Origin of the sequence: Flavobacterium sufflavum (assembly GCF_004016525.1) — a bacterium.
GTDB lineage: Bacteria > Bacteroidota > Bacteroidia > Flavobacteriales > Flavobacteriaceae > Flavobacterium > Flavobacterium sufflavum.
Window position 1 is genome coordinate 787,377 of sequence record NZ_SACJ01000001.1, and the last position, 24,962, is coordinate 812,338.

At 33.6% G+C, this 24,962-nt stretch carries 15 protein-coding genes; 7 read left to right on the top strand and 8 right to left on the bottom strand.

Translation table 11 applies throughout. The annotated features are described in order from the left end of the window. Positions 1-142: 142 nt before the first annotated feature. The 4 genes from sufD to EOD40_RS02840 form a co-directional block, all read right to left on the bottom strand. A complete protein-coding gene (sufD, locus tag EOD40_RS02825; RefSeq protein ID WP_128193373.1) occupies positions 143-1,459 on the bottom strand; it encodes a Fe-S cluster assembly protein SufD in 1,317 nt (438 codons plus the stop codon). Between the two features lie 77 nt (positions 1,460-1,536). Further along, entirely contained in the window at positions 1,537-2,283 is a 747-nt protein-coding gene (gene sufC, locus EOD40_RS02830) for a Fe-S cluster assembly ATPase SufC (protein ID WP_128193374.1), read from the bottom strand. A 34-nt stretch (positions 2,284-2,317) separates the two neighbouring features. Next, positions 2,318-3,766 carry a Fe-S cluster assembly protein SufB gene (gene sufB / locus EOD40_RS02835; protein ID WP_128193375.1) on the bottom strand — a complete coding sequence of 483 codons (1,449 nt, stop codon included), beginning with the start codon at positions 3,764-3,766 and terminating at the stop codon, positions 2,318-2,320. Positions 3,767-3,941: 175 nt separating this feature from the next. After that, a complete protein-coding gene (locus tag EOD40_RS02840) occupies positions 3,942-4,271 on the bottom strand; it encodes a HesB/IscA family protein (RefSeq protein ID WP_128193376.1) in 330 nt (109 codons plus the stop codon). A 238-nt stretch (positions 4,272-4,509) separates the two neighbouring features. On the opposite strand from EOD40_RS02840, the gene EOD40_RS02845 reads away from it, so the two are divergent. Further along, on the top strand, positions 4,510-5,367 hold the full coding sequence (locus EOD40_RS02845) for an MBL fold metallo-hydrolase (protein ID WP_128193377.1): 858 nt from the start codon (positions 4,510-4,512) through the stop codon (positions 5,365-5,367). A 122-nt stretch (positions 5,368-5,489) separates the two neighbouring features. On the opposite strand, the gene EOD40_RS02850 is transcribed toward EOD40_RS02845, so the two are convergent. Further along, positions 5,490-6,170 carry a glycoside hydrolase family 78 protein gene (locus EOD40_RS02850; protein WP_128193378.1) on the bottom strand — a complete coding sequence of 227 codons (681 nt, stop codon included), beginning with the start codon at positions 6,168-6,170 and terminating at the stop codon, positions 5,490-5,492. A 2-nt stretch (positions 6,171-6,172) separates the two neighbouring features. Continuing rightward, entirely contained in the window at positions 6,173-10,804 is a 4,632-nt protein-coding gene (locus EOD40_RS02855; protein WP_164905440.1) for an RCC1 domain-containing protein, read from the bottom strand. Between the two features lie 260 nt (positions 10,805-11,064). On the opposite strand from EOD40_RS02855, the gene EOD40_RS02860 reads away from it, so the two are divergent. Together EOD40_RS02860 and EOD40_RS02865 are read left to right on the top strand one after the other, a co-directional pair. Then, positions 11,065-12,687 (top strand): S8 family peptidase, encoded by a 1,623-nt coding sequence (locus EOD40_RS02860; RefSeq protein ID WP_128193380.1) that lies wholly within the window; start codon positions 11,065-11,067, stop codon positions 12,685-12,687. A 61-nt stretch (positions 12,688-12,748) separates the two neighbouring features. Then, complete coding sequence (locus tag EOD40_RS02865; protein ID WP_128193381.1) at positions 12,749-14,623, top strand: M1 family metallopeptidase; 1,875 nt, start codon at positions 12,749-12,751, stop codon at positions 14,621-14,623. A gap of 248 nt (positions 14,624-14,871) precedes the next feature. Here the strand turns inward: EOD40_RS02865 and EOD40_RS02870 are convergent, their stop codons facing one another. Then, positions 14,872-16,056: a carboxypeptidase-like regulatory domain-containing protein gene (locus EOD40_RS02870; RefSeq protein WP_128193382.1), complete on the bottom strand. Its 1,185-nt coding sequence runs from the start codon at positions 16,054-16,056 to the stop codon at positions 14,872-14,874. Between the two features lie 218 nt (positions 16,057-16,274). On the opposite strand from EOD40_RS02870, the gene EOD40_RS02875 reads away from it, so the two are divergent. Together EOD40_RS02875 and mfd are read left to right on the top strand one after the other, a co-directional pair. Continuing rightward, positions 16,275-16,928 (top strand): hypothetical protein, encoded by a 654-nt coding sequence (locus EOD40_RS02875; protein WP_231129567.1) that lies wholly within the window; start codon positions 16,275-16,277, stop codon positions 16,926-16,928. Further along, the gene (gene mfd, locus EOD40_RS02880; protein ID WP_128193383.1) at positions 16,921-20,295 is read left to right on the top strand and encodes a transcription-repair coupling factor; all 3,375 of its coding nucleotides are present in this window, start codon (positions 16,921-16,923) and stop codon (positions 20,293-20,295) included. Before EOD40_RS02875 ends, mfd begins: the two co-directional genes overlap by 8 nt. A 158-nt stretch (positions 20,296-20,453) precedes the next feature. Here mfd and EOD40_RS02885 read toward each other — a convergent pair whose 3' ends face one another. Next, a complete protein-coding gene (locus tag EOD40_RS02885) occupies positions 20,454-21,491 on the bottom strand; it encodes a hypothetical protein (protein WP_128193384.1) in 1,038 nt (345 codons plus the stop codon). Positions 21,492-21,802: 311 nt separating this feature from the next. Between EOD40_RS02885 and EOD40_RS02890 the strand changes: the two genes are divergently transcribed. Further along, the gene (locus EOD40_RS02890; RefSeq protein ID WP_128193385.1) at positions 21,803-23,887 is read left to right on the top strand and encodes a response regulator; all 2,085 of its coding nucleotides are present in this window, start codon (positions 21,803-21,805) and stop codon (positions 23,885-23,887) included. A 15-nt stretch (positions 23,888-23,902) separates the two neighbouring features. After that, the gene (locus tag EOD40_RS02895) at positions 23,903-24,769 is read left to right on the top strand and encodes a TorF family putative porin (protein WP_128193386.1); all 867 of its coding nucleotides are present in this window, start codon (positions 23,903-23,905) and stop codon (positions 24,767-24,769) included. Positions 24,770-24,962: the final 193 nt, after the last annotated feature.

Sequence of the window (24,962 nt, forward strand, 5' to 3'; positions counted from 1 at the left end):
TTAGATTTCTCTTAACGGATTAAAAAAAACATAATAATAAAATTTAAACACAAAGCACACAAAATAAAATCACTAAGGGCACAAAGTTTAGTAAAAACTTAGTGCCCTTTGCGTAAATCTTAGTGATTTTTGTGGTTTAAAACTATAAGTCAAATCCTAATTTCACGCCTAATTTCATGGCGATGATTTTAGTGATTCTTTGTTTTAATTCAGGTATTTTGATGTTTTCGATTACTGCATTAGAGAAAGCGTACATCAATAAAGCTTTGGCTTCTTTTTTAGGAATACCTCTTTGTTGCATGTAGAATAAAGCGGTTTCGTCTAATTGTCCAACTGTACAACCGTGAGAACATTTTACATCATCAGCAAAAATTTCCAATTGTGGTTTTGCGTTGATAGTAGCTTTATCACTCAATAAAATGTTATTGCTTTTTTGGAAAGCATTGGTTTTTTGAGCTTCTTTCTCCACGTACACTTTTCCGTTGAAAACCCCTGTTGAACGATCAGAGAAGATTCCTTTGTAATCCTGGAAACTCTCACAATTTGGTTGAGCATGATTTACTAAGGTGTAATGATCTACGTGTTGGTTTTCGCCAATAATCGTAATTCCGTTCAACGTACTCGTCAATCTTTCACCGTAATGGTAGAAATTCAAGTTGTTTCTTGTTAGGTTTCCACCAAAAGAAAAAGTATGAACATAAACATGACTTTCTTTTTGTTGTGAAACGTAAGTATTGTCGATTAGATTTGCTTCGAGACCGTCATTCTGGATTTTGTAATAATCCACAATAGCACGTTTTTGAGCAAAAATCTCTGTAACCGAATTAGTTAAAACTGGATTCTCGCTTAAACTTTGGTGACGCTCAATGATTTGTACATGAGAATTCTCACCTACAATAACCAGGTTTCTAGGTTGAACCATTAATGCTGATTCATTTCCTGTTGAGAAATACATAATCTCAATAGGTTTGTCGGCAACCTTACTTTTTGGGATGTTGATGTAAGCTCCTTCATTGGCGAAAGCCGTATTTAATGAAGTTAAGCTGTCATCTTTGCTCGCAATTTTGTTAAAATAGTTATCAATAACCATTTTGTATTTTGGTTTTGTCAATGCCGAAGACATTAAACAAACATCGATTCCATCGTGTGTGGTCGAAGATAGGTGTGAACTAAAAATACCGTCAATAAAAACAACTTTATATGTATCAATTTCGTGAAGAAAGTATTTTTTAACCTGATTGAATTCTATAGCACTATCTTTTTTAGGAAAAACGGTAAAGTCATTTTTTAGAATGGCATTTAGCGAAGTATATTTCCAAGCTTCCTCTTTTTTAGTAGGGAAGCCTTTGTTTTCAAAGTTTTTTATTGCCGAAGTTCTCACATCATGAAGTTGTGATTGAACATCAACACGCTCTTCAAAAGCCATAAAAGACGATAATAATTTTTCTTTTAATTCCATTTTTTAATGTTTATGGTTTACGGTTTTTTTGTTTATTGCTCAAGTAGGAACAACAAACTATAAACTATAAACAAATTTTAATTTTCTCCTTTAATCCAGTCGTATCCTTTTTCTTCCAGCTCATGTGCTAATTCAGCTCCGCCAGATTTTACAATTTTTCCATTGTATAATACGTGAACAAAATCAGGAATGATATAATCTAATAATCTTTGGTAGTGCGTGATTACGATGATAGCGTTTTTATCGCTTTTCAATTTGTTAACCCCATTGGCAACAATTCTTAAAGCATCGATATCCAATCCAGAATCGGTTTCGTCAAGGATAGCTAATTTAGGTTCCAACATAGCCATTTGGAAAATCTCGTTACGTTTTTTCTCTCCACCAGAGAAACCTTCGTTAAGAGAACGAGATAAAAATTTACGGTCGATTTCTAATAATTCTGATTTTTCACGAATTACTTTCAACATTTCGTTCGCTGGCATTTCTTCCAGATGGTTTGCTTTACGTGTTTCGTTGATAGCTGTTTTCATGAAGTTTGTTACCGAAACACCTGGAATTTCAACCGGGTATTGGAATGAAAGAAACACTCCTTTGTGTGCTCTTTCTTCAGGAGCTAATTCAGAAATGTCTTCGTTTTCTAATAGGATTTCACCTTGAGTTACTTCATAATTTTCGTTTCCTGCAATAATTGCCGAAAGTGTACTTTTTCCAGCTCCATTTGGTCCCATTATTGCATGGATTTCTCCTGCTTTTACTTCTAAATCGATTCCTTTAAGAATTTCTTTATCACCTATTGAGGCGTGTAGATTTTTTATTGATAACATAAATGTTTTGTTTTGATATAAAGTCTTAAAAAGATTATCCTACTGATCCTTCTAATGAAATTTCTAATAATTTTTGTGCTTCTACGGCAAATTCCATCGGCAACTTGTTTAATACGTCTTTACTGAAACCGTTTACGATTAAGGCAATGGCTTTTTCAGTTGGTATTCCACGTTGGTTGCAATAGAAAACTTGGTCTTCACCAATTTTAGAAGTGGTTGCTTCGTGTTCTATTTTAGCAGATGGATTTTTACTTTCGATATAAGGGAAAGTGTGTGCTCCACAATTGTTACCCATCAACAATGAGTCACATTGAGAAAAGTTACGGGCGTTATCAGCTCTTGGGCTAATTTGCACTAATCCTCTATAACTGTTTTGCGATTTTCCAGCCGAAATACCTTTGGAAATAATGGTCGATTTAGTGTTTTTGCCTAAATGAATCATTTTAGTTCCTGTATCGGCTTGTTGGTAATTATTAGTAACAGCAATCGAATAGAATTCACCTATGGAGTTGTCTCCTTTTAAAATAACAGAAGGATATTTCCAGGTTATCGCAGATCCTGTTTCAACCTGTGTCCATGAAATTTTAGCGTTAGTTTCGCAAAATCCTCTTTTGGTCACAAAATTGAAAACTCCACCTTTACCTTCCTTGTTTCCAGGATACCAGTTTTGAACGGTAGAATATTTAATTTCAGCATTATCCAAAGCGATTAGCTCAACTACAGCAGCGTGTAATTGATTCTCATCACGGGTTGGAGCTGTACATCCTTCTAAGTAAGAAACATAGCTTCCTTCATCAGCAATTAACAGTGTTCTTTCGAATTGTCCTGTTCCTGCCTGATTGATACGGAAATATGTTGAAAGTTCCATTGGACAACGAACTCCTTTTGGAATATAACAGAAAGAACCATCTGAGAAAACAGCTGAATTCAAGGCAGCATAAAAGTTGTCTCTTTGAGGAACAACAGTACCAAGATATTTACGAACTAATTCAGGATGTTCTTTGATGGCTTCAGAAATACTCATGAAGATAATTCCTTTTTCACCTAATGTTTTCTTGAATGTTGTAGCTACCGAAACGGAGTCAACTACGATATCCATGGCTACATTGTTCAATTTTTTTTGCTCATCAATAGAGATACCTAACTTTTTGTACATCTCCAAAAGCTCAGGATCTACATCGTCAAGTGTTTTGTTTGGATCGGCTTTTTTAGGAGCTGAATAGTATGAAATGGCTTGAAAATCCGGTTTTTCATATTTTACATTGGCCCATTTAGGCTCAATCATTTCCTCCCAGGCTCTGAAAGATTCGATACGCCAATCAGTCATCCATTGTGGTTCCTCTTTTTTCTGTGAGATGGCACGAACAATGTCTTCATTTAAACCAATAGGAAACGTCTCCGATTCTAATTCGGTGTAAAATCCGTATTCGTATTCTTTGTTTTCGAGTTCGATTTTTAAATCGTCTTCTGTGTATTTGCTCATTTTTTTAATTTAAAGATTACTTCGTCCGTCCGTCTATAAGACTTGGGATAAAAATTTAAAGAGGTAATAGCTCTTTAAATAGTTTTTTAATCATTTATTTTTAATTCTAATTTTTAAGATTTATTTCCGTTGTAAGGATTTAAATTCTTAAACAGATTGTTTTTTATTCAAAGATTTAAAGAGAAAAACTCTCTCCACAACCACAAGTTCTAGTTGCATTTGGATTGTTGAAAACAAATCCTTTTCCGTTTAATCCACCTGAGAACTCTAAAATTGTTCCAGCCAGATATAAGAAAGATTTTTTTTCAACGGCAATAGTTATGTCATTGTCTATGAAAATTTTATCATCTTCACCTTTATTTTTGTCGAACTTTAAATCATAAGATAAGCCCGAGCACCCACCGCTTTTAACACCTACTCTTACATAATCTGTGGCGGCATCAAAACCATCTTCTCTCATCAAGTCGATGATTTTCTTTTTGGCAGTATCAGAAACCTTTATCATTGTGTATTGATTTTGTCTAAATTAACTGCAAAGATAAGGCATAAAAACGGTAATGTACAATAGATAACATTTTTATAACTAATAAGCAAATAGATAATAGTTATTTATCTTACTTATTTAGAATGAATATATTTTATTTTGATTTTTTAGGTAATAAATGATTTATTTTGTTTTACTAATGCTTTCATTTTACATAAATTGCCATGGCTAATTATTTTAGAATTTTTAAATATAAAACATGAAGTTATACCCTATAGAAACAGGAAATTTTAAATTGGACGGCGGAGCCATGTTTGGCGTTGTGCCAAAAACGATTTGGAACAAAACCAATCCTGCCGATGCTAATAATTTAATTGATATTGCTGCCCGTTGTTTATTGATCGAAGACGGTAATCGTTTGATTTTGATTGATACCGGAATGGGCAACAAGCAATCGGAGAAGTTTTTTGGGTATTATTCACTTTGGGGAACGCATTCTATGGACAGCTCTTTGGCTAAATATGGTTTTCATCGTGATGATATTACCGATGTGTTTTTGACCCATTTGCATTTTGATCATTGTGGGGGTTCTATTCAATGGAATGCCGATAAAACAGGCTACGAACCCGCTTTTAAAAATGCCAAATTTTGGACAAACGAAAATCATTGGCAATGGGCTACAAAGCCCAATTCCCGTGAAAAAGCTTCTTTTCTTTCCGAGAATATTTTGCCAATGCAAGAAAGCGGTCAGTTGAATTTTATCAAAAGAAATGAAAGCGATTTTCTGGAAAAATCCGAACTGGATTTTGGGATTTTCTTTGTCGATGGACATACCGAAAAACAGATGATTCCGCATATTCATTATAAAGGAAAAACCATCGTTTTTTGTGCCGATTTATTGCCTACAGCCGGGCATATTCCTATTCCGTATGTGATGGGATACGATACCAGACCACTTTTGACAATGGATGAAAAAACAAAATTCATGAATGCCGCCGCCGATAATAATTACTATTTGTTTATGGAACACGATGCGCATAATGAAATAATAACGGTACAACATACCGAAAAGGGAGTACGTTTGAATGAAGTTTTTTCTTGTAAGGATATCTTGTAGACTGTGGTTGTTTTAAATACAAAAACTCCATTTTATATTAATTTTAAAATGGAGTTTTTTCGTTTTTTAGATGTTTCACTTTTATAATAAAAAAGCAAGTTTATTTATCTAAGGACAATGTGTCAATTTGTTTTAAATTTCCATATTTGACCTGTCGTTTCCCCTCCTTTATTGTCTTTAACTACTACTTTCCAAAAATATTCTTTCGAAGGATTTAAAGTTACATCAAGCGTTGTTACTGCTAGGTTCTCGCTTATTTTTGATGTTGGAGGATTGACTGTACCAAAGTAAACGTCGTAAGTAAGAATATCGGTTTTATCTACATCAACAGCAGTCCAACTTAATTTTGCAGTTGTTGTATTGAATACAGAATTTATAGTTGGTTGTACTAATTCAGGCAAAAAAGGCAAATGATTGATTACCGCTTCGCCGGCAGTGTAAAATTTGAATGTAGTAGAATATTCGCTTAATAAACTTTGATTGTCTGTTGCTTTTATTCTCCAGTAGTAAGCAGTGTTCTTTTCTAATGCGATAGTTTGCGAATTAGAAGTTCCTTCAGCACTTTTTACAATCTGAGAAAATTGGCTGTCTTTTGCAATCTGTATTTGATAGCTTGTGGAGGTGTTATTTACTGCTACAGGGATATTCCACTGAAAATTTACCGAATTATCAATACATAATATATTATTTTCAGGAGCAATTAAATTAGGTGCTATCGGTGCTGTATCAGTTGAATCATCTCCAGTGTTACTGCAAGAGACGAATAAAAAACCAATGAGAGTATAGTATATAAAATTCTTCATTCTTATTTTTTTATGATTTTCAAATATTTAGGTTGAGCCAGGTATATTTTTGCAATATAAATCCCTGAGGCTTGATTTTCAAGATTGAGAGGAACACGTCCGTTAGTAGGAGTATAGGTTTCTTTCGAAATAATTTTAGAATCCATGGTGTATAAATCGATAACAATCTCTTTTATTGAAATTGGTATTTCAATTTCAAATTTTCCATTTGTTGGATTTGGATGAGCCAGAACGGATTCCAATACATCACTATCAATTTCTTTTAAATAAATTCCTTCACAGGCTTTAGCTGTTTTTACTTCTAAAAAATCTCCTTTGTTAACTCCTACCGAAAAAGTATCCGAAGCGGTTTCGAATTGTTCTTCCCCATTTACAAAAACGATATAAGGAGCTGTACCTTCTGTTATTTCTACAGAAGCCATGCGGGAAGAAACAGTTGATTTTGCTGTAATAGTAGCTCCTTTTGGAATTGTAACAGTGAAATTTTGCTCGAAAAGTTCTCCTGTAATTGTAATGGACACACTGTAGACAGCTGGTGCCAAATTGGAAACTTTCAAACTATTATTGACTAAAGGATATTTCGTTCCGTTTATATTAGCTACATAGTTATAGCTGGCTTTGGCAGAAATGTTTATTTCTCCGTTGTTTTGATTTAAACAGCTTTCTCCTTTTGATTCGATAGCAAAATTATCCGAAGCTAAAGTGAGAGGTGCTTCACAGTCTTCAGAATATCGAGTCGTTGTATCTTTTGCTCCAGCCCAATTTGTGTTTGAATAGGTAGTGTTATCCACTTTAATACAGAATAACGAAGCGTTATTTTTAAAATTAACAGTTAGCATTTTAGTATTGTTGCTATTGTTTAGATTTAAATTTTGCAAATTATTATTAGAGCAATTGACATCTGTTAAAATGGTGTTTTTAGAAAGATTTAAATTTACTATTTGATTATTCGAACAGCTCAATTTGGTCAAAAATAAATTGTTGGAAAGATCTAATGCTGTCAATCGGCCTGTGCCAGTGTTTTTTGCACTTGTTGTTTTATTTGTAATTGAAACCCCACCATCACAATACAATTCTACAAGCAGAATGTTTTTTGAAACATCCAGAGCAGTAAGTGGATTATTCGAACAATCTAAATATTTTAATAGCGTGTTTTTAGAAAGATCTATTGAGGATAACAAATTTCCTTTGCAAATTAAGCTTTCTAAATTCATGAAATATTCAATACCGGATAAATTGGTAATGCCGGAATTGGAAACATCTATACTTTTTACATTTAATATTTCAGCTGATAATACGGATCCATTTTTTCCGTCTTTATCAATACCTAAAGCAATTAGTTTGTCTTCAAATTCACTACTGATTAAAATATTTTGAGGTGGACAATTATCAGAATAATTAGCTGTTGCATCTTTCATCGTAGACCAGTTTGCATCAGAATAGTTTTTGTTGTCAACTTGAATGCAAAATAAATCAGGATTGTAGTTGAATCCCGAAAAAGGAATTTCTAGTTTTGAATTGTTTCCATTTTTTAAATTGAGACTTGTTAATTTGTTGTTTGAACAATTCAATCGCTTTAAATTAATATTTTTGGAAACGTCCAATGTTATTAATTTGTTTGAATTACAATTTAAGGTATCAAGAGCAACATTATTAGAAACATCTATTGCAGACAATTGATTTGAATAGCAATTCAAAACCTTTAAAGCGGTATTTTTAGTAACATCAAGAGTTATTAACCGATTGTTATAGCATCTTAATGTTAATAATGATGTGTTTGCAGAAACATCTAAAGTAGTTAAATTAACATTATTACATTCTAAATCAGTTAAAGCTAGATTTTTAGAAACATCAAATGTTAATAATTTAGAATTACCATTAGATTTTAAAGAAGTCAAAGCAATGTTTTTAGCAGGATCGAATGATATTAATCCATAATTATAAGAACAGTCCAAGGAAGATAAAGCAACATTTTTAGAAATATCCAAAGTTGTTAATTGGTTATTTGAGCAGTTTAAACTTGTTAAAGCAACAAAATCCTGAATTCCTGTCAAATTAGTAATTGATGCTGAAGAAACATCTAAAGAAGTTAACGAGGAAATATTAGAGGTTAAAACTTTACCATCGGTTGTCCCGGAATCGATTCCAAGGGCAATTAATTTTTTTTCAAAATTTATATTAGGGATTAATGTATAAAGATTATTTGTAGAATTATATAAACCCGTAATCTCATTTGTGGTTAATACACGATTCCAAATCCCAATGTCATCTATTAAGCCTTTAAAGTATTCATTATTAGTGTCTCCGTCAATTCGTTTTCCTATTCTTAAATTTTTATTAATTGTGTTTAAGGTTATATTTTTTCCATTAACATAATTTCCATCAACAAACAATGAAACCTTTGTGCCATCATAGGTTATAGTGATGAAATGCCAAGTATTGTCTAAATAATTATTTTGTATTCCAAGATCATTGTTAGAAAAATTAGACGAGCTTATAAAATCAAGATAACCTTTGGAGTAAAGACTAAGTGCAAATCTTTGAGTTGTTGATAAATTACCGTAATTAAATATAGTGTTATAGTTGCTTTCCGAGTAATTAAAAGAATTTGTTTTGAACCAACCCGAAATTGTCCTAGGAGAATTATTTTGGGGAATGGTGGCTATAGTTGCATCAATATAACTTGATATCCCATCAAAACTATAAGCAGAGTTTGTTTTCCCATACCTATCTGTCGTCAAAACCGCTCCAGATGCGACGCCATTATATCCATTTCCACTAGCATCATTTGCATTTGTATTAAAAGGATAATACGCAAGCAGACCACTTGTAGGTACGTATGTCGGTATTTGATTTGTAACTGTTACATCGACAGTTGTTCTTGAACTTTCACATCCGTTAACTGTTTGTGAAGCATAATATTTACCTGTTTGCAGGGTAGTCGATAAATCTAAAGCAGTCCCTCCGGTAATAGTATTATACCATTTAATATCAAGTCCACTTGCCTGCAAGTTGGCAACTGTAGCGCCAGTATTGAATGACTGTGCGGTTGCTGTTGGAGGTGGTGTATTGGTTATGCTACTAGTTGAATTGTTTGGGGTACTACAACCGTTAGCATCTTTTATTATAAGTGTATAATTTCCTGCTGATAAGCCTGAAAATACATTTGAAGTTTGGTAAACAAAATCAGGAGAAATAGCATATTGGTAAGGGGTTGTTCCGCCTGTTGCTGTAACAGTTAAACTTCCTTTGTTGTTGTTACAAGCATTTGTACTTTTTGTTGTAAAAGCAATAGCTGTTGGCTGAGTTATGGTAAAGCTTTTAGTGACTGTTAACGAAGTAGCATCTGTAATCGTACAAGAATAATCACCAGCTTTCAGGTCTGAAATTGAAGCTGTTGTAGCTCCGTTTGACCAAAGATAAGTATATGGAGCCGTTCCTCCTGTGACAGAGCTAATAGAAGCTGATCCATTAGTATCACCGGCACAGTTTAAGTTTGTTTGGGTTGTAGTTGCTGTAAATGCTCCTGGACAATTTATTAGCGTAGGTGATTTTTTATCTATAGTAGTTCCGTCTCCTACAGATCCTTTATTGTTACTTCCCCAAGCCCATAAAGAGCCATCAGTTTTTATGATAATAGTATTGTTGCCTCCTGTGGCTATTGTTTGCCAATTATTAGCTGTACTTATTTTTGTAGGTATGTTTTTGTATATAATAGTACCATCGCCTAATTGTCCTTGTTCATTACTTCCCCATGCCCATAATGTACCATCAGTTTTTATGGCAACAATATGATTGGATCCCGCAGATACGGCTTTCCAGTTAGTTGAAGCATCAACTTTTGCAGGTGACATTTTGTTGATGAATGTCCCATCACCTAATTGTCCTTGTTCATTATTTCCCCAAGTCCATAAAGTGCCATCTGCCTGAATAGCCGTTGTAAAATAACGTCCTCCAGCTATTGTTTTCCAATTATTGGCAGTACCTATCTTTATAGGTATATTTGTTTTTGTTGGAGTTCCATCACCTAATTGTCCATATTGATTATATCCCCAAGCCCATAAAGTACCATCAGTTTTTATGGCGATAGAATAATATCCTTCTCCAGTTGTTGCAGTTTCCCAATTAGTTTCAGTGCCTATTTTGATTGGTGTTTTTTTTAATGTAGTTGTTCCATCACCCAATTGACCATAAGAATTATCTCCCCAAGCCCATAAGGTGCCATCTGTTTTTATAGCTACATTAAAAGAATTGCTAGCAGATACCATTTTCCAATTGTTATCCGAGCCTATTTGTACAGGTGAATTTTTGTCTATTGTGGTTCCATCACCTAATTGTCCTATGTGGTTATATCCCCAAGCCCATAAAGTGCCATCTGTTTTTATAGCGACAGTATGAAAGGTACCGGCAGAAATTGTTTTCCAATTATTAGAAGTGTCTATTTTTGTAGGTGAATTTTTGTCTAAAACGGTTCCATCACCTAATTGACCGTAAGCATTATATCCCCAAGCCCATAAAGTACCATCATTTTTTATGGCAACAGTACGGTGTCCTTGTACATCTACAGTTTTCCAGCATTGTGCTTTTATTTGGATGTTTAGAAGAATTAAAAGTGATAGTAAAATTTTCCTCATATGATAAGATTTTGAACTTAAGTATTGTGTAATTCTTTTATTACACAATATTACAATAAATATTACTTTTCTTATGAATTTTTTGTAAGAATTCATTCTTTTTTAATTTGATTGTATTTTTATTAAAAAGTAGTTTTATATAGACTAGTATTTGAATGTTTTCTTGTGAGGATATCTTAATCTAGTGTTAATCCTGTTTTTTTTCAGATAGAAAAATTATTTTTAATCTATATTTGAAATGGACTAAATAATTAATGTACATGAATACTATAAAACCCATCTGTCTTTCTGTTTTTTCTGCTTTGGTTTTAGCAGGGTGTGGAGCGCAAAAATTGCCTAATTATAAATCGCTGACGGAAATAACAGCACCGGTAAACATAAAGAAAAATAAGGCTTTGACTGAAACTCAATTAAAACATTGGAATCATTATGATATTGTAAAAGATACGGTTCCGGGGATGAGTGTGGACAGGGCTTATGCTGAATTGTTGAAAAACAGAAAGAGTAAGAAAGTCATTGTTGGAATTGTTGATTCAGGTGTAGATATTGATCATGAGGATTTGAAATCGGTGATTTGGACAAATCCCAAAGAAATTCCCGGAAACGGAATTGACGATGACAAAAACGGTTATGTAGACGATATTCATGGCTGGAATTTTCTAGGGGAAATTATCAAAGAAAATTTAGAATACGAAAGAATTGTCAAAGACAAAAGTATTACAGATGAGGCAACTTATCAGGCAGCTAAAAAGTTTAATGCTAAGGTGGTTGCCGAAGCGCCATTGTATAAGAAACGCTATGAAGACTTATTAAGTGCCATGCAAGAAGCAGATAAAGTTATTGCACAGCAATTGGGTAAAACTGTTTATACTGCGGAAGAATCGGATGCGATAGATTCTCAGGATGCTTTGGTTCAAAAAAGCAAAAATGTCATGAAAAAGATGTTTGCTTATGGCATGAGCGTAAAAGGATTAGAGGATACTTTTAAGGAGGAAATTGAGAAAAATGATTTGATTATCAGTGGTGAGAATTTAAAACCTGACTATAGAAAAGTGCTGGGCGACAATCCGAATGATATTACAAAAACGAATTATGGTAACAATAACGTGACAGGACCGGACAAGGAGGAAGCACTTCACGGAACTCACGTGGCGGGAATTGTAGCTCAAGTAAGAAATAACAATATTGGAGGTGACGGAATTGCCAATAACGTAGCTATACTTACGGTGCGTGCCGTGCCTGATGGCGATGAGTATGATAAAGACATTGCTCTGGCTATTCGTTATGCTGTGGATAATGGAGCAAAAGTAATTAACGGAAGTTTTGGAAAAGCGTTTTCACCGCATAAAAATTGGGTTTTTGATGCTATTAAATATGCTGCCCAAAAAGATGTTTTAATCGTTCATGCTGCTGGAAATGATGCTAAAAACATTGATTATTTTGATAATTTTCCAAATGATTCCGAAGATAAGAAAACGGAGATTTCAGATAATTTAATCACTGTTGGAGCTTTGAATTTTGAGTATGGAGAAAATATTGCTGCTAGTTTTTCAAATATCGGGAAAATTAATGTGGATGTTTTTGCACCTGGGGTAAAAATCTACGCTTCGACTCCGGAAAACACTTATAAGTTTTTAAAAGGAACTTCTATGGCTGCGCCAAATGTAGCCGGAGTAGCAGCATTAATTCGTTCTTATTATCCAAAATTAACCGCTTCACAGGTAAAACACATTTTGATGGATTCGGGAGTAGCAATCAATATGGATGTTGTTGTGGGAGGAAATCCTAAAGATATGCGTCCTTTTAGTGAATTATCTAAAACAGGAAAAATTGTAAACGCCTATAATGCTATTTTGATGGCCAATAAAATGGCTAAAAAATAATTTGACAAGTCATTAATCTAATGGAAGGATAAATATCCTTCCATTTTTTTATTATTAACGAATGAGAAAAATCCTTTTACTGTCGTTGATTTTATCAAACACTTTTTTTCTGTTTGCCCAAAGTGCTGCTTATTGGCAACAAGAAGCTGATTATAAAATGGAAGTATTTATGGATGTTAAATATTTTCAATACAAGGGGACACAGGAGTTGGTTTACACCAATAATTCTCAGGATACTTTGAAGAAAGTATATTATCATTTGTATAATAATGCTTTTCAACCGGGTAGCGAGATGGATGCCAGAGCGCAAAAGATCAAAGATCCTGATGCCAGAATGGTAAAAAAAACCAAAGTTGATGGCGTAGAAGTAAAAGAAAGCCGGATTCAGAATTTAAAACCCAACGAAATCGGTTATTTGAATATCAGCAATTTTAAACAGGATGGTGCTGAGGCAAAAACAAAAACCATTGGGACTATTTTAGAAGTTGTTTTGACAAAGCCAATTCTGCCTCATTCTAAAACCACTTTTACCTTAGATTTTGACGGACAGGTTCCGGTGCAAATTCGCCGTTCGGGAAGAAATAATTCAGAAGGAGTAGCGCTTTCGATGGCGTTATGGTATCCTAAAATAGCCGAATTTGATTTTGAAGGCTGGCATGCCGATCCTTATATTGCTAGAGAATTTTATGGAGTTTGGGGTAATTTTGATGTGAAAATTACCATTGACAAAGACTATACGCTTGGCGGAACGGGCTATTTACAAAATCCTAACGAAATAGGTCATGGCTATCAGGAAAATGGAGTTCAGATTGTGTATCCAAAGAAAACTAAAAATCTAACCTGGCATTTTGTTGCGCCAATGGTTCACGATTTTACCTGGGCAGCCGATAAAGAATATTTGCATGATGTAGTCAAAGGACCTAATGATGTGGACTTGCATTTTTTATACAAAAACAATCCGAAAATTATTGAAAATTGGAAAAATGTCCAACCTTTAATGGTTAAGGCAATGGATTTGTACAATAAAAATATTGGCAATTATCCATACAAACAGTATTCTTTTATTCAAGGTGGCGATGGCGGAATGGAGTATGCCATGTGTACTTTGATTTTAGGAAACGGGACGCTCCAAGGGATTTACGGCACGGCAACACATGAGTTGGGGCATTCCTGGTTTCAACATGTTTTGGCTTCCAATGAGTCAAAACACGCTTGGATGGATGAGGGGTTTACCACTTATGTTGAGAATTTGGTTAAGAATGAAATGGCGGTTAAAAAAGTAGAAAATCCGTTTAAGCTGAATTATACAGCCTACGTTGATTTAGTAAATACAGGTAAAGAACAACCGCAAACCACGCATAGCGATCGATACGATGAAAACCGTTCGTATAGTGTTTCGTCTTACCTCAAGGGAAGTATTTTCTTGTCTCAATTGGGTTATTTAATTGGTCAGGATAAAGTAGCTGAAACCATTAAAAGGTATTATCTGGATTTTAAATTTAAACATCCTACGCCAAATGATATTAAGCGAACTGCCGAACGGGTTTCGGGAGCGGAACTCGACTGGTATTTGAACGAGTGGACTGAAACCACAAATACCATTGATTACGGAATTGCAGCAGTTAAAGAAAATGGCGAAAATACTATTGTGAGTTTGGAACGAATTGGCAGAATGCCAATGTCTATTGATTTGCAAGTAGAGTATGTTGATGGAACTGTGGAGAGTTTTTACATTCCGTTGCGAATGATGTATTTTGAAAAAGAAAATCCTAATCCTAAAATTAAAAGAACAGTTTTAGGAGATTGGGCTTGGGCAAATCCGAAATATGAATTAAGTATTCCAAAAGCCAAAAATACCATCAAAAAAATTACGATTGACCCAAGTAGTTTGATGGCAGATGCAAAAGCTGAAAATAATACTTACGAAGTGAAGTAAATTTTTATAACTATAAAAAATAAACCCGACAGCTTTTAGAAAGCTGTCGGGTTTGTTTTTTGTGTGCACAGGCAAATGCCTGCGCTAAAGTTTGTCTATATCTGAGCGGTCGGGTTCTAAAAGTCTACGATAATGGGAAGTCTGCACCATCAGGGTTGCTATTTATGAAATTGGTATCCAAAATTATAGCTTTGTAAACATCCGAAATTAGTAGATTTTTAATATAAGAATTAAATCGTGGCATCATCTTAAAAATTACCTATTATTTCATACTCTTTTGTTTTATTCTTTTTCTCTACCACTGATTTTAAAAACTGTTTCAACTCATTAGTCAGTGGTAATTGATTTTGACTACTCCAAAATTCTTCAGAATATGAAAAATTAGCTTTGAATAAATCTTTGTTTTCTGGGAAATTTTTTTTGACAATCTTATTAGTAAAACTATTGGTAGTCACCAAGTCATAGGTAGCTTCATAATTTGATTTTACTTGGTCCGTAACGATTTCAAAGCTGTTTTTTAGATATGCATTCCCAATATAATATTTGTTTTTTTTAATGTCTTTATTAAACATAATAAATAGTGTTAAACCAGTTGTTTTCAACTTAGAAGAACCTCCTCGAGAATAGGGACTATTCTTATAATATTCTACAATTTCATAAGCTACTTCTTTTATAGCTTTTTCATTTTTGTCAATAAGATAATAACCTTTTTCAGGTAAACAATCTTTATTCTCATCATTTTTTACAAATTCAATTTTTCGATATTGCAAATCGTTTGACGGGACTTCTGTAAATACATATTCTTTTGGCTTCAAGATGATAGTTGAAAACCATAAGAATAAGGTTTTGTAACTTGGAAATTGAATGTATGGAATTTTTTTTCTCTCAGAAAGTTCTACTTTTCTTAAATTTAGAATTTCTAATCCATATTTGATTTCATCTATTGATTTTTTTGGATAAAAAGTATTTCTCCAAATTTTTCCGGAAATATCCTGTACTCTTACAATTTTATCTTCTTTTTTTAACAGGCATCTTAAGAAAAGATCCTCATTGTAGGGTTCTAAAGGATAAATTTTCCATACATTTTTATAGACTTCATTAAGTAATGTTGTCGGATTATTTATCTTAACTTCATCTAATGCAATTGTATTAGCAGTCATGAAAATAGTATCCTTTTTTTCAATTTCTTCAAAAGTTGTATGGAGAGTTTCATATCCAATATGACTAATATTGATATCTTTTTCTTTTGATAAGAATATGAATTGACCGTCTTTATTTGTTATTGTATTGTCTGTTTTATTACTGATATTGGCATATTCTAAAGGGATCTTTGTTTTGCTGTCAACAATCGTATTTTTTGTTTTTAAAGTTTGTCCTTTTGCAGTATTAATAATAAATAATACTATTACTATTTTAGAATATTTTATTAGCATAATTTTAGGATGAATAAAACAGAGTAAACTTTATAAAGAGATTTTATTTTTTTTCATCTAATTGCCTTTCTAAAGTTTCGGAATTCCATTGTTCATTAATATATTTTCAAACAAATCTAATAAAAAAGTTCTTACATACATCTGTTGTTATTCTTTACTTAAAGAAGTATAAGGAATATGATTTACTTTGTAACTTTGCGATTCAATCAAAAATAACGATGAAATACAAACTATCATACTTTCTTTGTCTTGTAATCTTACTTTCTGCTTGTAATAAAGAAGATAATCAAAAGAGAATTGCCGAAAACGCAAGAGATGCCAAGAAAAAAGAAATCATTTTTAATAACGTAAAAAAAGCCTGGGATTTCTATGACGAGCCTATTAATGAGGCTACTGAAGAAAGTATAAAAACCTGGAGCGATTTGCGTGCATTTATGCAGGAACTAGGTCAAAAGCCAAAGAAAACAATTGGTGCTTTTCAGCAAAAAGCGGCGGCAATTTCTAAAAAAGCGATGGTTTTGAATAATAATATTCCGGAGCTATTCAATAAACCTCAAATAAAAAGCAGGGTTTCAGTTTTGATTACAAAGGTAAGATTATTTGATATGTTTATTCATTTGGATAATATTCCAGACAAAAAAGTAGCGCAATTGGTGGGAGAAATCAATAAAGAATTAGCCACTTTGCAACGCCAAATGGATATTCTTACCGAGAAAAGCAAGATTCCTATTGAGGAAGGCGAAGATGAAATGAGACGAATGTTGTTAGACTCAGCAAGAGCGATTCCTAATAATGGAATGATGCCAAATCAAACGGTTATTCCCGCCAGTACAAGAGCAATAATTAACCCAAACGACGCAAGAGTTGAGTAAATCTGCCTTATATACCCTCTACGAAACTTCGCCTAAAGTTCTACAAATTGCAGCAGCCTTACAGGAAAAAAACATGGCTAAACTGCATCTTAACGGTTTGCTGGGTTCGGCTGTTTCCTTTGTTATTCGTTCGGCGTTTAAAAAAGCCGAATTGCCTTTTCTGGTGATTTTAAATAACAAAGAAGAAGCGGCTTATTATTTGAACGATTTGGAACAGATGATAGGCGAGCAGGATGTGTTGTTTTATCCGGCTTCGTTTCGTCGTCCGTATCAAGTTGAAGAAACTGATAATGCCAATGTTTTGCTTCGTGCCGAAGTATTAAACCGTATTAATTCCCGTAAAAAACCGGCTGTAATTGTCAGTTATCCCGAAGCTTTATTCGAAAAAGTGGTGACGCGTCGCGATTTGGATAAAAACACCTTGAAAGTAAGTGTTGGGGATAAGATTTCGATTGATTTTATCAATGAAGTTTTATTCGAATACGAATTCAAAAGAGTCGATTTTATTACCGAACCGGGCGAATTTTCGGTTCGTGGAGGAATTGTCGATGTGTTTTCTTTTTCAAATGACAATCCATACCGAATTGAGTTTTTTGGTGATGAGGTCGAAAGTATTCGAACTTTTGATGTGGCTACACAGTTGTCGATTGAACAGAAAAAGAAAATTACCATTATTCCTAACGTTGAAAACAAGGTTTTTCAGGAAAACCGGGAGAGTTTCTTAGATTATATTTCGGAGCAAACGGTGATTTTTATTCAGGATACCGAAGATTTATTATTGCAATTAGACAAACAATTTGCCCGTGCCGAAGAAGCTTTCGAGAAATTGTCTAAGGATATTAAACACGCCACTCCGGAGCAATTATTTCTGAATCAAAAGGCTTTTATAAAACGCGCTTTGGATTTTTCTATTGTAGAATTGGCTTCAAAAGCCATTTTCAGAACTACTAAAAAAATTGAATTCCACATTCAGCCGCAGCCTTCGTTCAACAAACAGTTTGATTTGTTGTTGAATAATTTGAGCGAGAATCATTTTAACGGTTATAAAAATTATTTGTTTTGTTCGAATGAAGCGCAGGCAAAGCGTTTTCATGATATTTTTGAAACTTTGGATGAAGCCAATTCGGAGAATATCCGCAAGCAATACAATACCATAGTTTTGCCTTTGTATCAGGGTTTTATTGATGAAGAAAACCAAATTTCCTGCTACACCGACCATCAGATTTTTGAGCGTTATCATAAATTTAGCATTAAGAATGGTTATTCGAAAAAGCAAAATATCACGCTAAAAGAATTGACTACACTTTCGGTGGGCGATTATGTAACGCATATTGACCACGGAATTGGGAAATTTGGCGGATTGCAAAAAATCCAGGTCGAAGGAAAAACCCAGGAAACCATTAAGCTGGTTTACGCCGATAATGACATTGTGTATGTGAGTATTCATTCGCTGCACAAGATTTCGAAATACAACGGAAAAGACGGAACACCTCCAAAAATATACAAATTAGGTTCGAATGCCTGGAAAGTTTTAAAACAAAAAACCAAGGCGAGAGTCAAGCATATTGCATTCAATTTGATTCAATTGTATGCCAAAAGACGATTAGACAAAGGCTTTCAATTTGCGCCGGACAGTTATTTGCAAAACGAATTGGAAAGTTCGTTTATCTACGAAGATACGCCAGACCAGACCAAATCGACTCAGGAAGTAAAAGCCGATATGGAAAGCGATCGCCCGATGGATCGTTTGGTTTGTGGGGACGTTGGTTTTGGAAAAACCGAGGTGGCTATTCGTGCTGCTTTTAAAGCGGTGGATAATAGCAAACAAGTAGCGATTTTGGTGCCAACAACTATTTTGGCGTACCAACATTTTAGAACTTTTTCGGAACGATTAAAAGATATGCCGGTTTCCATTGGTTATTTGAACCGTTTTAGAACGGCCAAACAAAAGTCGGAAACCTTAAAGCAATTAGCCGAAGGACAACTCGATATTGTTATTGGAACGCACCAATTGGTGAACAAAAATGTGGTTTTTAAAGATTTGGGATTATTGATTGTTGACGAAGAACAAAAGTTTGGAGTAAACGTAAAAGACAAACTCAAAACCATTGCTGCCAATGTGGATACCTTAACGTTGACGGCTACGCCAATTCCGAGAACCTTACAGTTTTCGTTAATGGCAGCGCGAGATTTATCAGTAATTACAACGCCTCCGCCTAACAGATATCCTATTGAAACGAATGTGGTAGGTTTTAGTGAAGAAGTAATCCGAGATGCGATTTCGTATGAAATCCAGCGTAACGGACAGGTTTATTTTATCAATAACCGAATTGAAAATATCAAGGAAGTGGCGGGAATGATTCAGCGTTTGGTACCCAATGCCAAAGTTGGAATCGGTCACGGACAAATGGACGGTAAGAAACTCGAAGAGCTGATGCTGGCTTTCATGAACGGGGAATTTGATGTTCTGGTAGCTACAACTATTATCGAAAGTGGATTGGACGTACCAAATGCCAATACAATTTTCATTAATAATGCCAATAATTTTGGACTGTCTGATTTACACCAGATGCGTGGTCGCGTGGGTCGAAGCAATAAAAAAGCATTCTGCTATTTTATTTGTCCGCCTTATTCTTCAATGACCGAAGAAGCCCGCAAGCGAATTCAGGCCTTGGAACAATTTAGTGAACTCGGCAGCGGATTTAACATTGCGATGAAAGATTTAGAGATTCGTGGTGCAGGAGATTTATTGGGTGGAGAACAATCGGGTTTTATCAACGAAATTGGTTTTGATACCTACCAAAAAATCATGAACGAGGCCATCGAAGAATTAAAGGAAAACGAATTCAAAGATTTGTATCCGGTAGAAAACGATATTGAGACCAAGGAATATGTGAAAGACCTGCAAATTGATACCGATTTTGAGCTGTTGTTTTCGGATGAATACATCAATAATATTTCGGAACGTTTGAATTTGTATAACGAATTGAGTGCGATTAAAAACGAAGAAGAATTGGTTGTTTTTCAAAATAAATTGATTGACCGTTTTGGTCCTTTGCCTCCGCGAGCCAATGCGTTAATGAATAGTATTCGCATTAAATGGGTGGCAACCCGTGTGGGAATCGAAAAATTAGTGATGAAACAAGGGAAGATGATTGGTTATTTTGTTTCGGATCAGCAGTCTGATTTTTACCAGTCCAACCGTTTTCATAAGGTTTTGCAGTTTGTGCAAAAACATCCTTCACTTTGCAAAATGAAAGAAAAACAAACCGCTAACGGTTTACGTTTATTATTAACTTTTGACAATGTAAAATCAACCCGAAGAGCTTTGGAGTTGATGGAGATGTTGGGAGGGAAAGAAGCTTAGAATTATAAAACCCGTACCGGTAGCTATCGGGACGGGTTTGTTGTTTTTAAAAAACTATTTCGCAAAGTAATGCGAAGCCATCACTGAGATTCGCAAAGTTTAATTTTAAAATTCTTTACTTAGCTCTGAGTTTTTTCTTTGAGAATCTCTGTGGAATTTTATTTAATCAAATAATCATATTCTTTCAATGCTCCTGTTTTTCTGATTTCAAATAAATCTTCAGCATAAACTCCATGAGTAACTAAAATTTTTCCATCGCCTATTATATTGTAAGCTTCGGAGAAATTCTCTTTTATTTGTTTTTCAAATTTTTCTTCGTACTCAAATTCAATTGGAGTGGTGAAATTTATTTGTTTTAATTTATCTATGCCAGGAGAGATTGTGTTATATAATCCTTTAGGCTTTAATGGCGATGCCCATCTTCCTTCTTTTGTCATATATACATCATCAAAAAAATATCTTGTTTGAAGTAATTCTCCTTTGTATTCCAAAACATATAGTAAACAATATTCAAAATCAGCAAAAAAAGTTTTAAAAGGAACGTAATTTTGTTGTTTTGGAGCAGAATGTGGTGGGTAAGTTGTGAATTGAATAGTATCTTTTTTAAAATCGCCATAGATATTTTTAACTATTAAATATTTTGATAAAACCCTAGAGGTTAAAGGAAAACCATTACAATAACTTGATGGAGATTCCCAAATTTTAATCTTCTTACCAATAAACACATATAGTTTTGTTGGTTTTTCAGGATGAGAAGGCCAAACTTCACAGGGTTCTAATTTTAATTTAAGTTTAATTTTCTTCTTTGCTAAGTCAGCAACTAAGTGTTTTTCAGTTGTATGATATGTAGATTCAAAAAATAATGAATCCGTTAATTTAGCCTTTATTTCAAAATTACCGAGGCTGTCTGTATGTGCTCTGTAATTTTTGTCATAAAGTAATTGAGTTAGAATTTGATTGTTTTTAGAGGCTTCCAGATAAGACCTATCTTTTCTGTTTTCAAATTTTGATTTCTTTTTCCAGTCTTCATATAAAGAATCACTACGTTTTCTTAGTTTATTAATAGTGTCATTTTTTATAACATAGACAATTCGGTCATTAAATTTTCCTGAATTAAATGCTTGTCCTTTTACTACTACTTCCTGTGAAAATGTTATTTGAAATGTAAATAAAAACAATAAGATATATCTTTTCATTTTGAATTTTTTATAGTCATAAATATATGTTTTTTCTTTCTTAATTTTATGGTTATTATTAACTTTTGAGAACCTAAAATCAACCAGAAGAGCTTTGGAATTGATGGAGATGTTGGGAGGGAAAGAAATATAAAAATAGCTTTTTTTGATGTTTTTGTTAAGGAAGTTGTTTTGTTATTAATAATTTTAATTTTTGTAGTATTTTCACACAGATTTAGTGTAGGACGTCAAATACTTTGTAAACGGGTTTAAAAGTTTGTTTATTTTTATTAACTTGATGTTTTTAACCTACATAGTTTGTATTGAGACTTATGATATTAAAAAAAACGTCCCCAAAAATACTTTTTTTAATAGTTTCCTCTAGTGTGGTTTTCTTGCTGTTTTATGCGGCCTTGTTTTATTATATCAATAAGACAGAAAAAGAAGCCTATCAAAATGCCGTTGAATTATTCGAAAGCAAAATTAGTACGTTGTTATTATTGGAGTCAAAGCCAATTTTAACAGCGATTAATAATGATACTAACTGGGATGAGTTTGTGGATTTCGTTGCGACCAAAAATAAAGCCTGGTATAATGAAACGATTAATAATGAGTTAAAAATATATGGAGCCGATTATTTAGGTGTTTATGATGCGAATAAACAATTTATAATGCGAACTCCAACTCCGGTAATTAAAACGCTTGATTTTGTCCCGAAACAAGCTATGGAGTATTTGGATAAAATAGGCATTGGTAAATTCTATTTACGAATTCCGGAAGGAATTGTAGAGGTAACCGGGGCAACGATTCACGCTTCTGATGACCCATTTAAAAATAAAACCAAAACTTCAGGTTATTTTTTTGCTGCCCGATTAATCAATGGAAAATTCATCAAAAATTTAGAGAATATAACCTCTTCTGAAATCAAAATTCTAGGAGCTAAAGAAGTTGTTTCTGAACAAAGACATGTAGTAAGTGCTGTCTATCCTTTGAGGGATTCCCAAAATAAATTGATAGGAAGATTTTTATTTGAGCGAAAATTTGAAGTGTATTTTGAAAATACGCTTAATATTCTGTATGCCATAATTGTAGTTTTTATACTCTATCTGATCATGAGTATTTTTTACACCCAAAAACTAGTTTACCGACCTCTTTATTTGGTTCGAAAAGCTCTTGAAAGAGGGAATAAAAGTGCTATTAACGAATTGAAAAAGACAAAAGGAGAGTTTAGTTATATAGGCAATTTGTTTGAAGAGAATAACAATCAAAAATTGGCATTAATAAAGGCGAAAATAAAGGCGGAAGAAGGCGATTTGCTAAAAGCTTCTTTTTTGGCGAATCTGTCTCACGAGATAAGAACGCCAATGAATGCCATAAATGGTTTCACCGAACTTATTTTGAATACGGAACTTACGGAAAAAGAACGTATTGAGTATTTGAATGTGATACAAAATAACGGTAAAAATCTGGTTTCCATTATTGATGATTTGATAGAAATGTCTAAAATTGATTCCAATCAGATTTCTCCAAATTTCAGCGAAATTAATCTGGAATCCTGTATAGTTGAGCTTTACAAAACCGTTAAAGTAACGATTCCAAAAAGCAAGCCTGTAAAAATTAAATTGATAAAAAGTACTCTTCCGGCTGAGTATAATATCATTACTGATGAAATTAAATTAAAACAGGTTATCATTAATTTATTGACCAATGCAATAAAATATACCGATGAAGGTCTGGTAACCTTTAGTTACGAAATAGATGAAAAGGAAGGTTTAATCCATTTTACAATTCAGGACACCGGTTCAGGAATCGATGAAGATCATCACAAACATGTTTTTGACCGATTCAAGCGTGTGGAAAATGATAAATCAATTAAGGTGGGTGGTTTAGGATTAGGGCTTTCTATTTCGAAAGCTTACATAGAAATCCTTGGAGGTGCAATCAGTTTAGAATCGGAAGTAGGAGTTGGTTCTACCTTTTATTTTTCAATTCCGTTAAAGTATGCTAAGGTAGAACATATAGTGGTAAAGTCTATCCGCGAAAAAGAATCAGTAAAATCAGAGAATAAAGTTATTTTAATTGCTGAAGATGATAATATCAATTTTTTATTGTTTCAAAAAATGATGCAGAACAAAGGATATGAAATTATCAGGGCTCATGATGGTCAGGAGGCAGTTGATATTTGTATCAATAATTCGAATATCGATTTGGTGTTAATGGATATTAAAATGCCTGTCATGAATGGTTTTGAAGCTATTGAACAGATAAGGCCTATTCGTCCGCAACTGCCTATTATTGCGCAAACAGCTTATTCCTCTTCTGAAGATAAAGTCAAAATTATGAAAGCGGGATTTGATGATTACATAACAAAACCCTTGAACAGAGAACGCCTGTTTGAGTTGATAGATAAGTTTTAGGATAAATTAATTTGCATGAAGATTAACAAAGGAATTTCGGTTTTAGTTTTGGGATTAATGTCGCTTATTTCTTTTTCACAAGAAAAAGAACAGCTTAAAGATACAGTAGAAGAGAAAAAACTCAGCTTGAAAATTGATCTTGTGAGTCGCTATTTATGGCGCGGACAATGTTGGGGTGGAAATTATGCGGCAATTCAGCCAACAATTGAATACGCAGTTTTGCCAAAATTAACACTGGGTGTTTGGGCAACAACCAATTTCAAAAATCAATATTTTTATCCCGATGGCGAAACTTTGTACAAGGGATATCAGGAAATTGATTTTTATGCAACTTATCAAATCAATGATTTTTTACAATTCCAACTTTGGGATTACTATTGGCCTTCTGTGTCAAAAGTTGAGGGAGTGAGCAATACCTTTTTTGAATATGGCCCAACAAGTTCACAAACTGTTGATGCAATGCTTTGTTTTGATTTTTCAGAGGGTTATAAATATCCTTTTAATGCAACAATAAGTACGTTTATAGCCGGAAATGATTATCGCTATGATAATAATGGTATTCCAAAACACAATTACACCACTTATTTAGAACTGGGATATACTTTTAATTTATTCGAAAATTCCTCTCATAAAGCAATTCAAAATATAGAATTAGCGCCTTCAGCAGGGGTTGTGTTAAACAACAAGGCTCAGTATTATAATTTTGCCGATTATGATAAGCCGTCTTTTGTGAATTTAGCAGTAAAAGCAACTAAGGAATTTGATTTGGGAAGCGGAATTTCAATGCCATTGTCATTAAATTATATTCACAATGCTGCGACAAAAAACACTGATTTTTTCGGTAAGGATTTCTTAGTGGCCGGAATTAGTTTTGGATATTAATCACTTTTTCTCTGAGTAAAGAGCAATAAAAAACGGCTATCAAAAATAATTTTGATAGCCGTTTTTGTTATTTAACGTGAGTTCGATATAATCACGTAATAAATACGTAAAAATAATTGTACAAAAAAGCAAAAGTTAGTATATTTAAAGTGCTTAATTTCAAACAAATACTAAACTTTTGCTTATGCTTTCG

Bases quoted from the DNA above. Each gene is read 5' to 3' on its own strand.
- sufD (WP_128193373.1), bottom strand. From the start codon at position 1,459: ATGGAATTAAAAGAAAAATTATTATCGTCTTTTATGGCTTTTGAAGAG.
- sufC (WP_128193374.1), bottom strand. From the start codon at position 2,283: ATGTTATCAATAAAAAATCTACACGCCTCAATAGGTGATAAAGAAATT.
- sufB (WP_128193375.1), bottom strand. From the start codon at position 3,766: ATGAGCAAATACACAGAAGACGATTTAAAAATCGAACTCGAAAACAAA.
- EOD40_RS02840 (WP_128193376.1), bottom strand. From the start codon at position 4,271: ATGATAAAGGTTTCTGATACTGCCAAAAAGAAAATCATCGACTTGATG.
- EOD40_RS02845 (WP_128193377.1), top strand. From the start codon at position 4,510: ATGAAGTTATACCCTATAGAAACAGGAAATTTTAAATTGGACGGCGGA.
- EOD40_RS02850 (WP_128193378.1), bottom strand. From the start codon at position 6,170: ATGAAGAATTTTATATACTATACTCTCATTGGTTTTTTATTCGTCTCT.
- EOD40_RS02855 (WP_164905440.1), bottom strand. From the start codon at position 10,804: ATGAGGAAAATTTTACTATCACTTTTAATTCTTCTAAACATCCAAATA.
- EOD40_RS02860 (WP_128193380.1), top strand. From the start codon at position 11,065: ATGAATACTATAAAACCCATCTGTCTTTCTGTTTTTTCTGCTTTGGTT.
- EOD40_RS02865 (WP_128193381.1), top strand. From the start codon at position 12,749: ATGAGAAAAATCCTTTTACTGTCGTTGATTTTATCAAACACTTTTTTT.
- EOD40_RS02870 (WP_128193382.1), bottom strand. From the start codon at position 16,056: ATGCTAATAAAATATTCTAAAATAGTAATAGTATTATTTATTATTAAT.
- EOD40_RS02875 (WP_231129567.1), top strand. From the start codon at position 16,275: ATGAAATACAAACTATCATACTTTCTTTGTCTTGTAATCTTACTTTCT.
- EOD40_RS02885 (WP_128193384.1), bottom strand. From the start codon at position 21,491: ATGAAAAGATATATCTTATTGTTTTTATTTACATTTCAAATAACATTT.
- EOD40_RS02890 (WP_128193385.1), top strand. From the start codon at position 21,803: ATGATATTAAAAAAAACGTCCCCAAAAATACTTTTTTTAATAGTTTCC.
- EOD40_RS02895 (WP_128193386.1), top strand. From the start codon at position 23,903: ATGAAGATTAACAAAGGAATTTCGGTTTTAGTTTTGGGATTAATGTCG.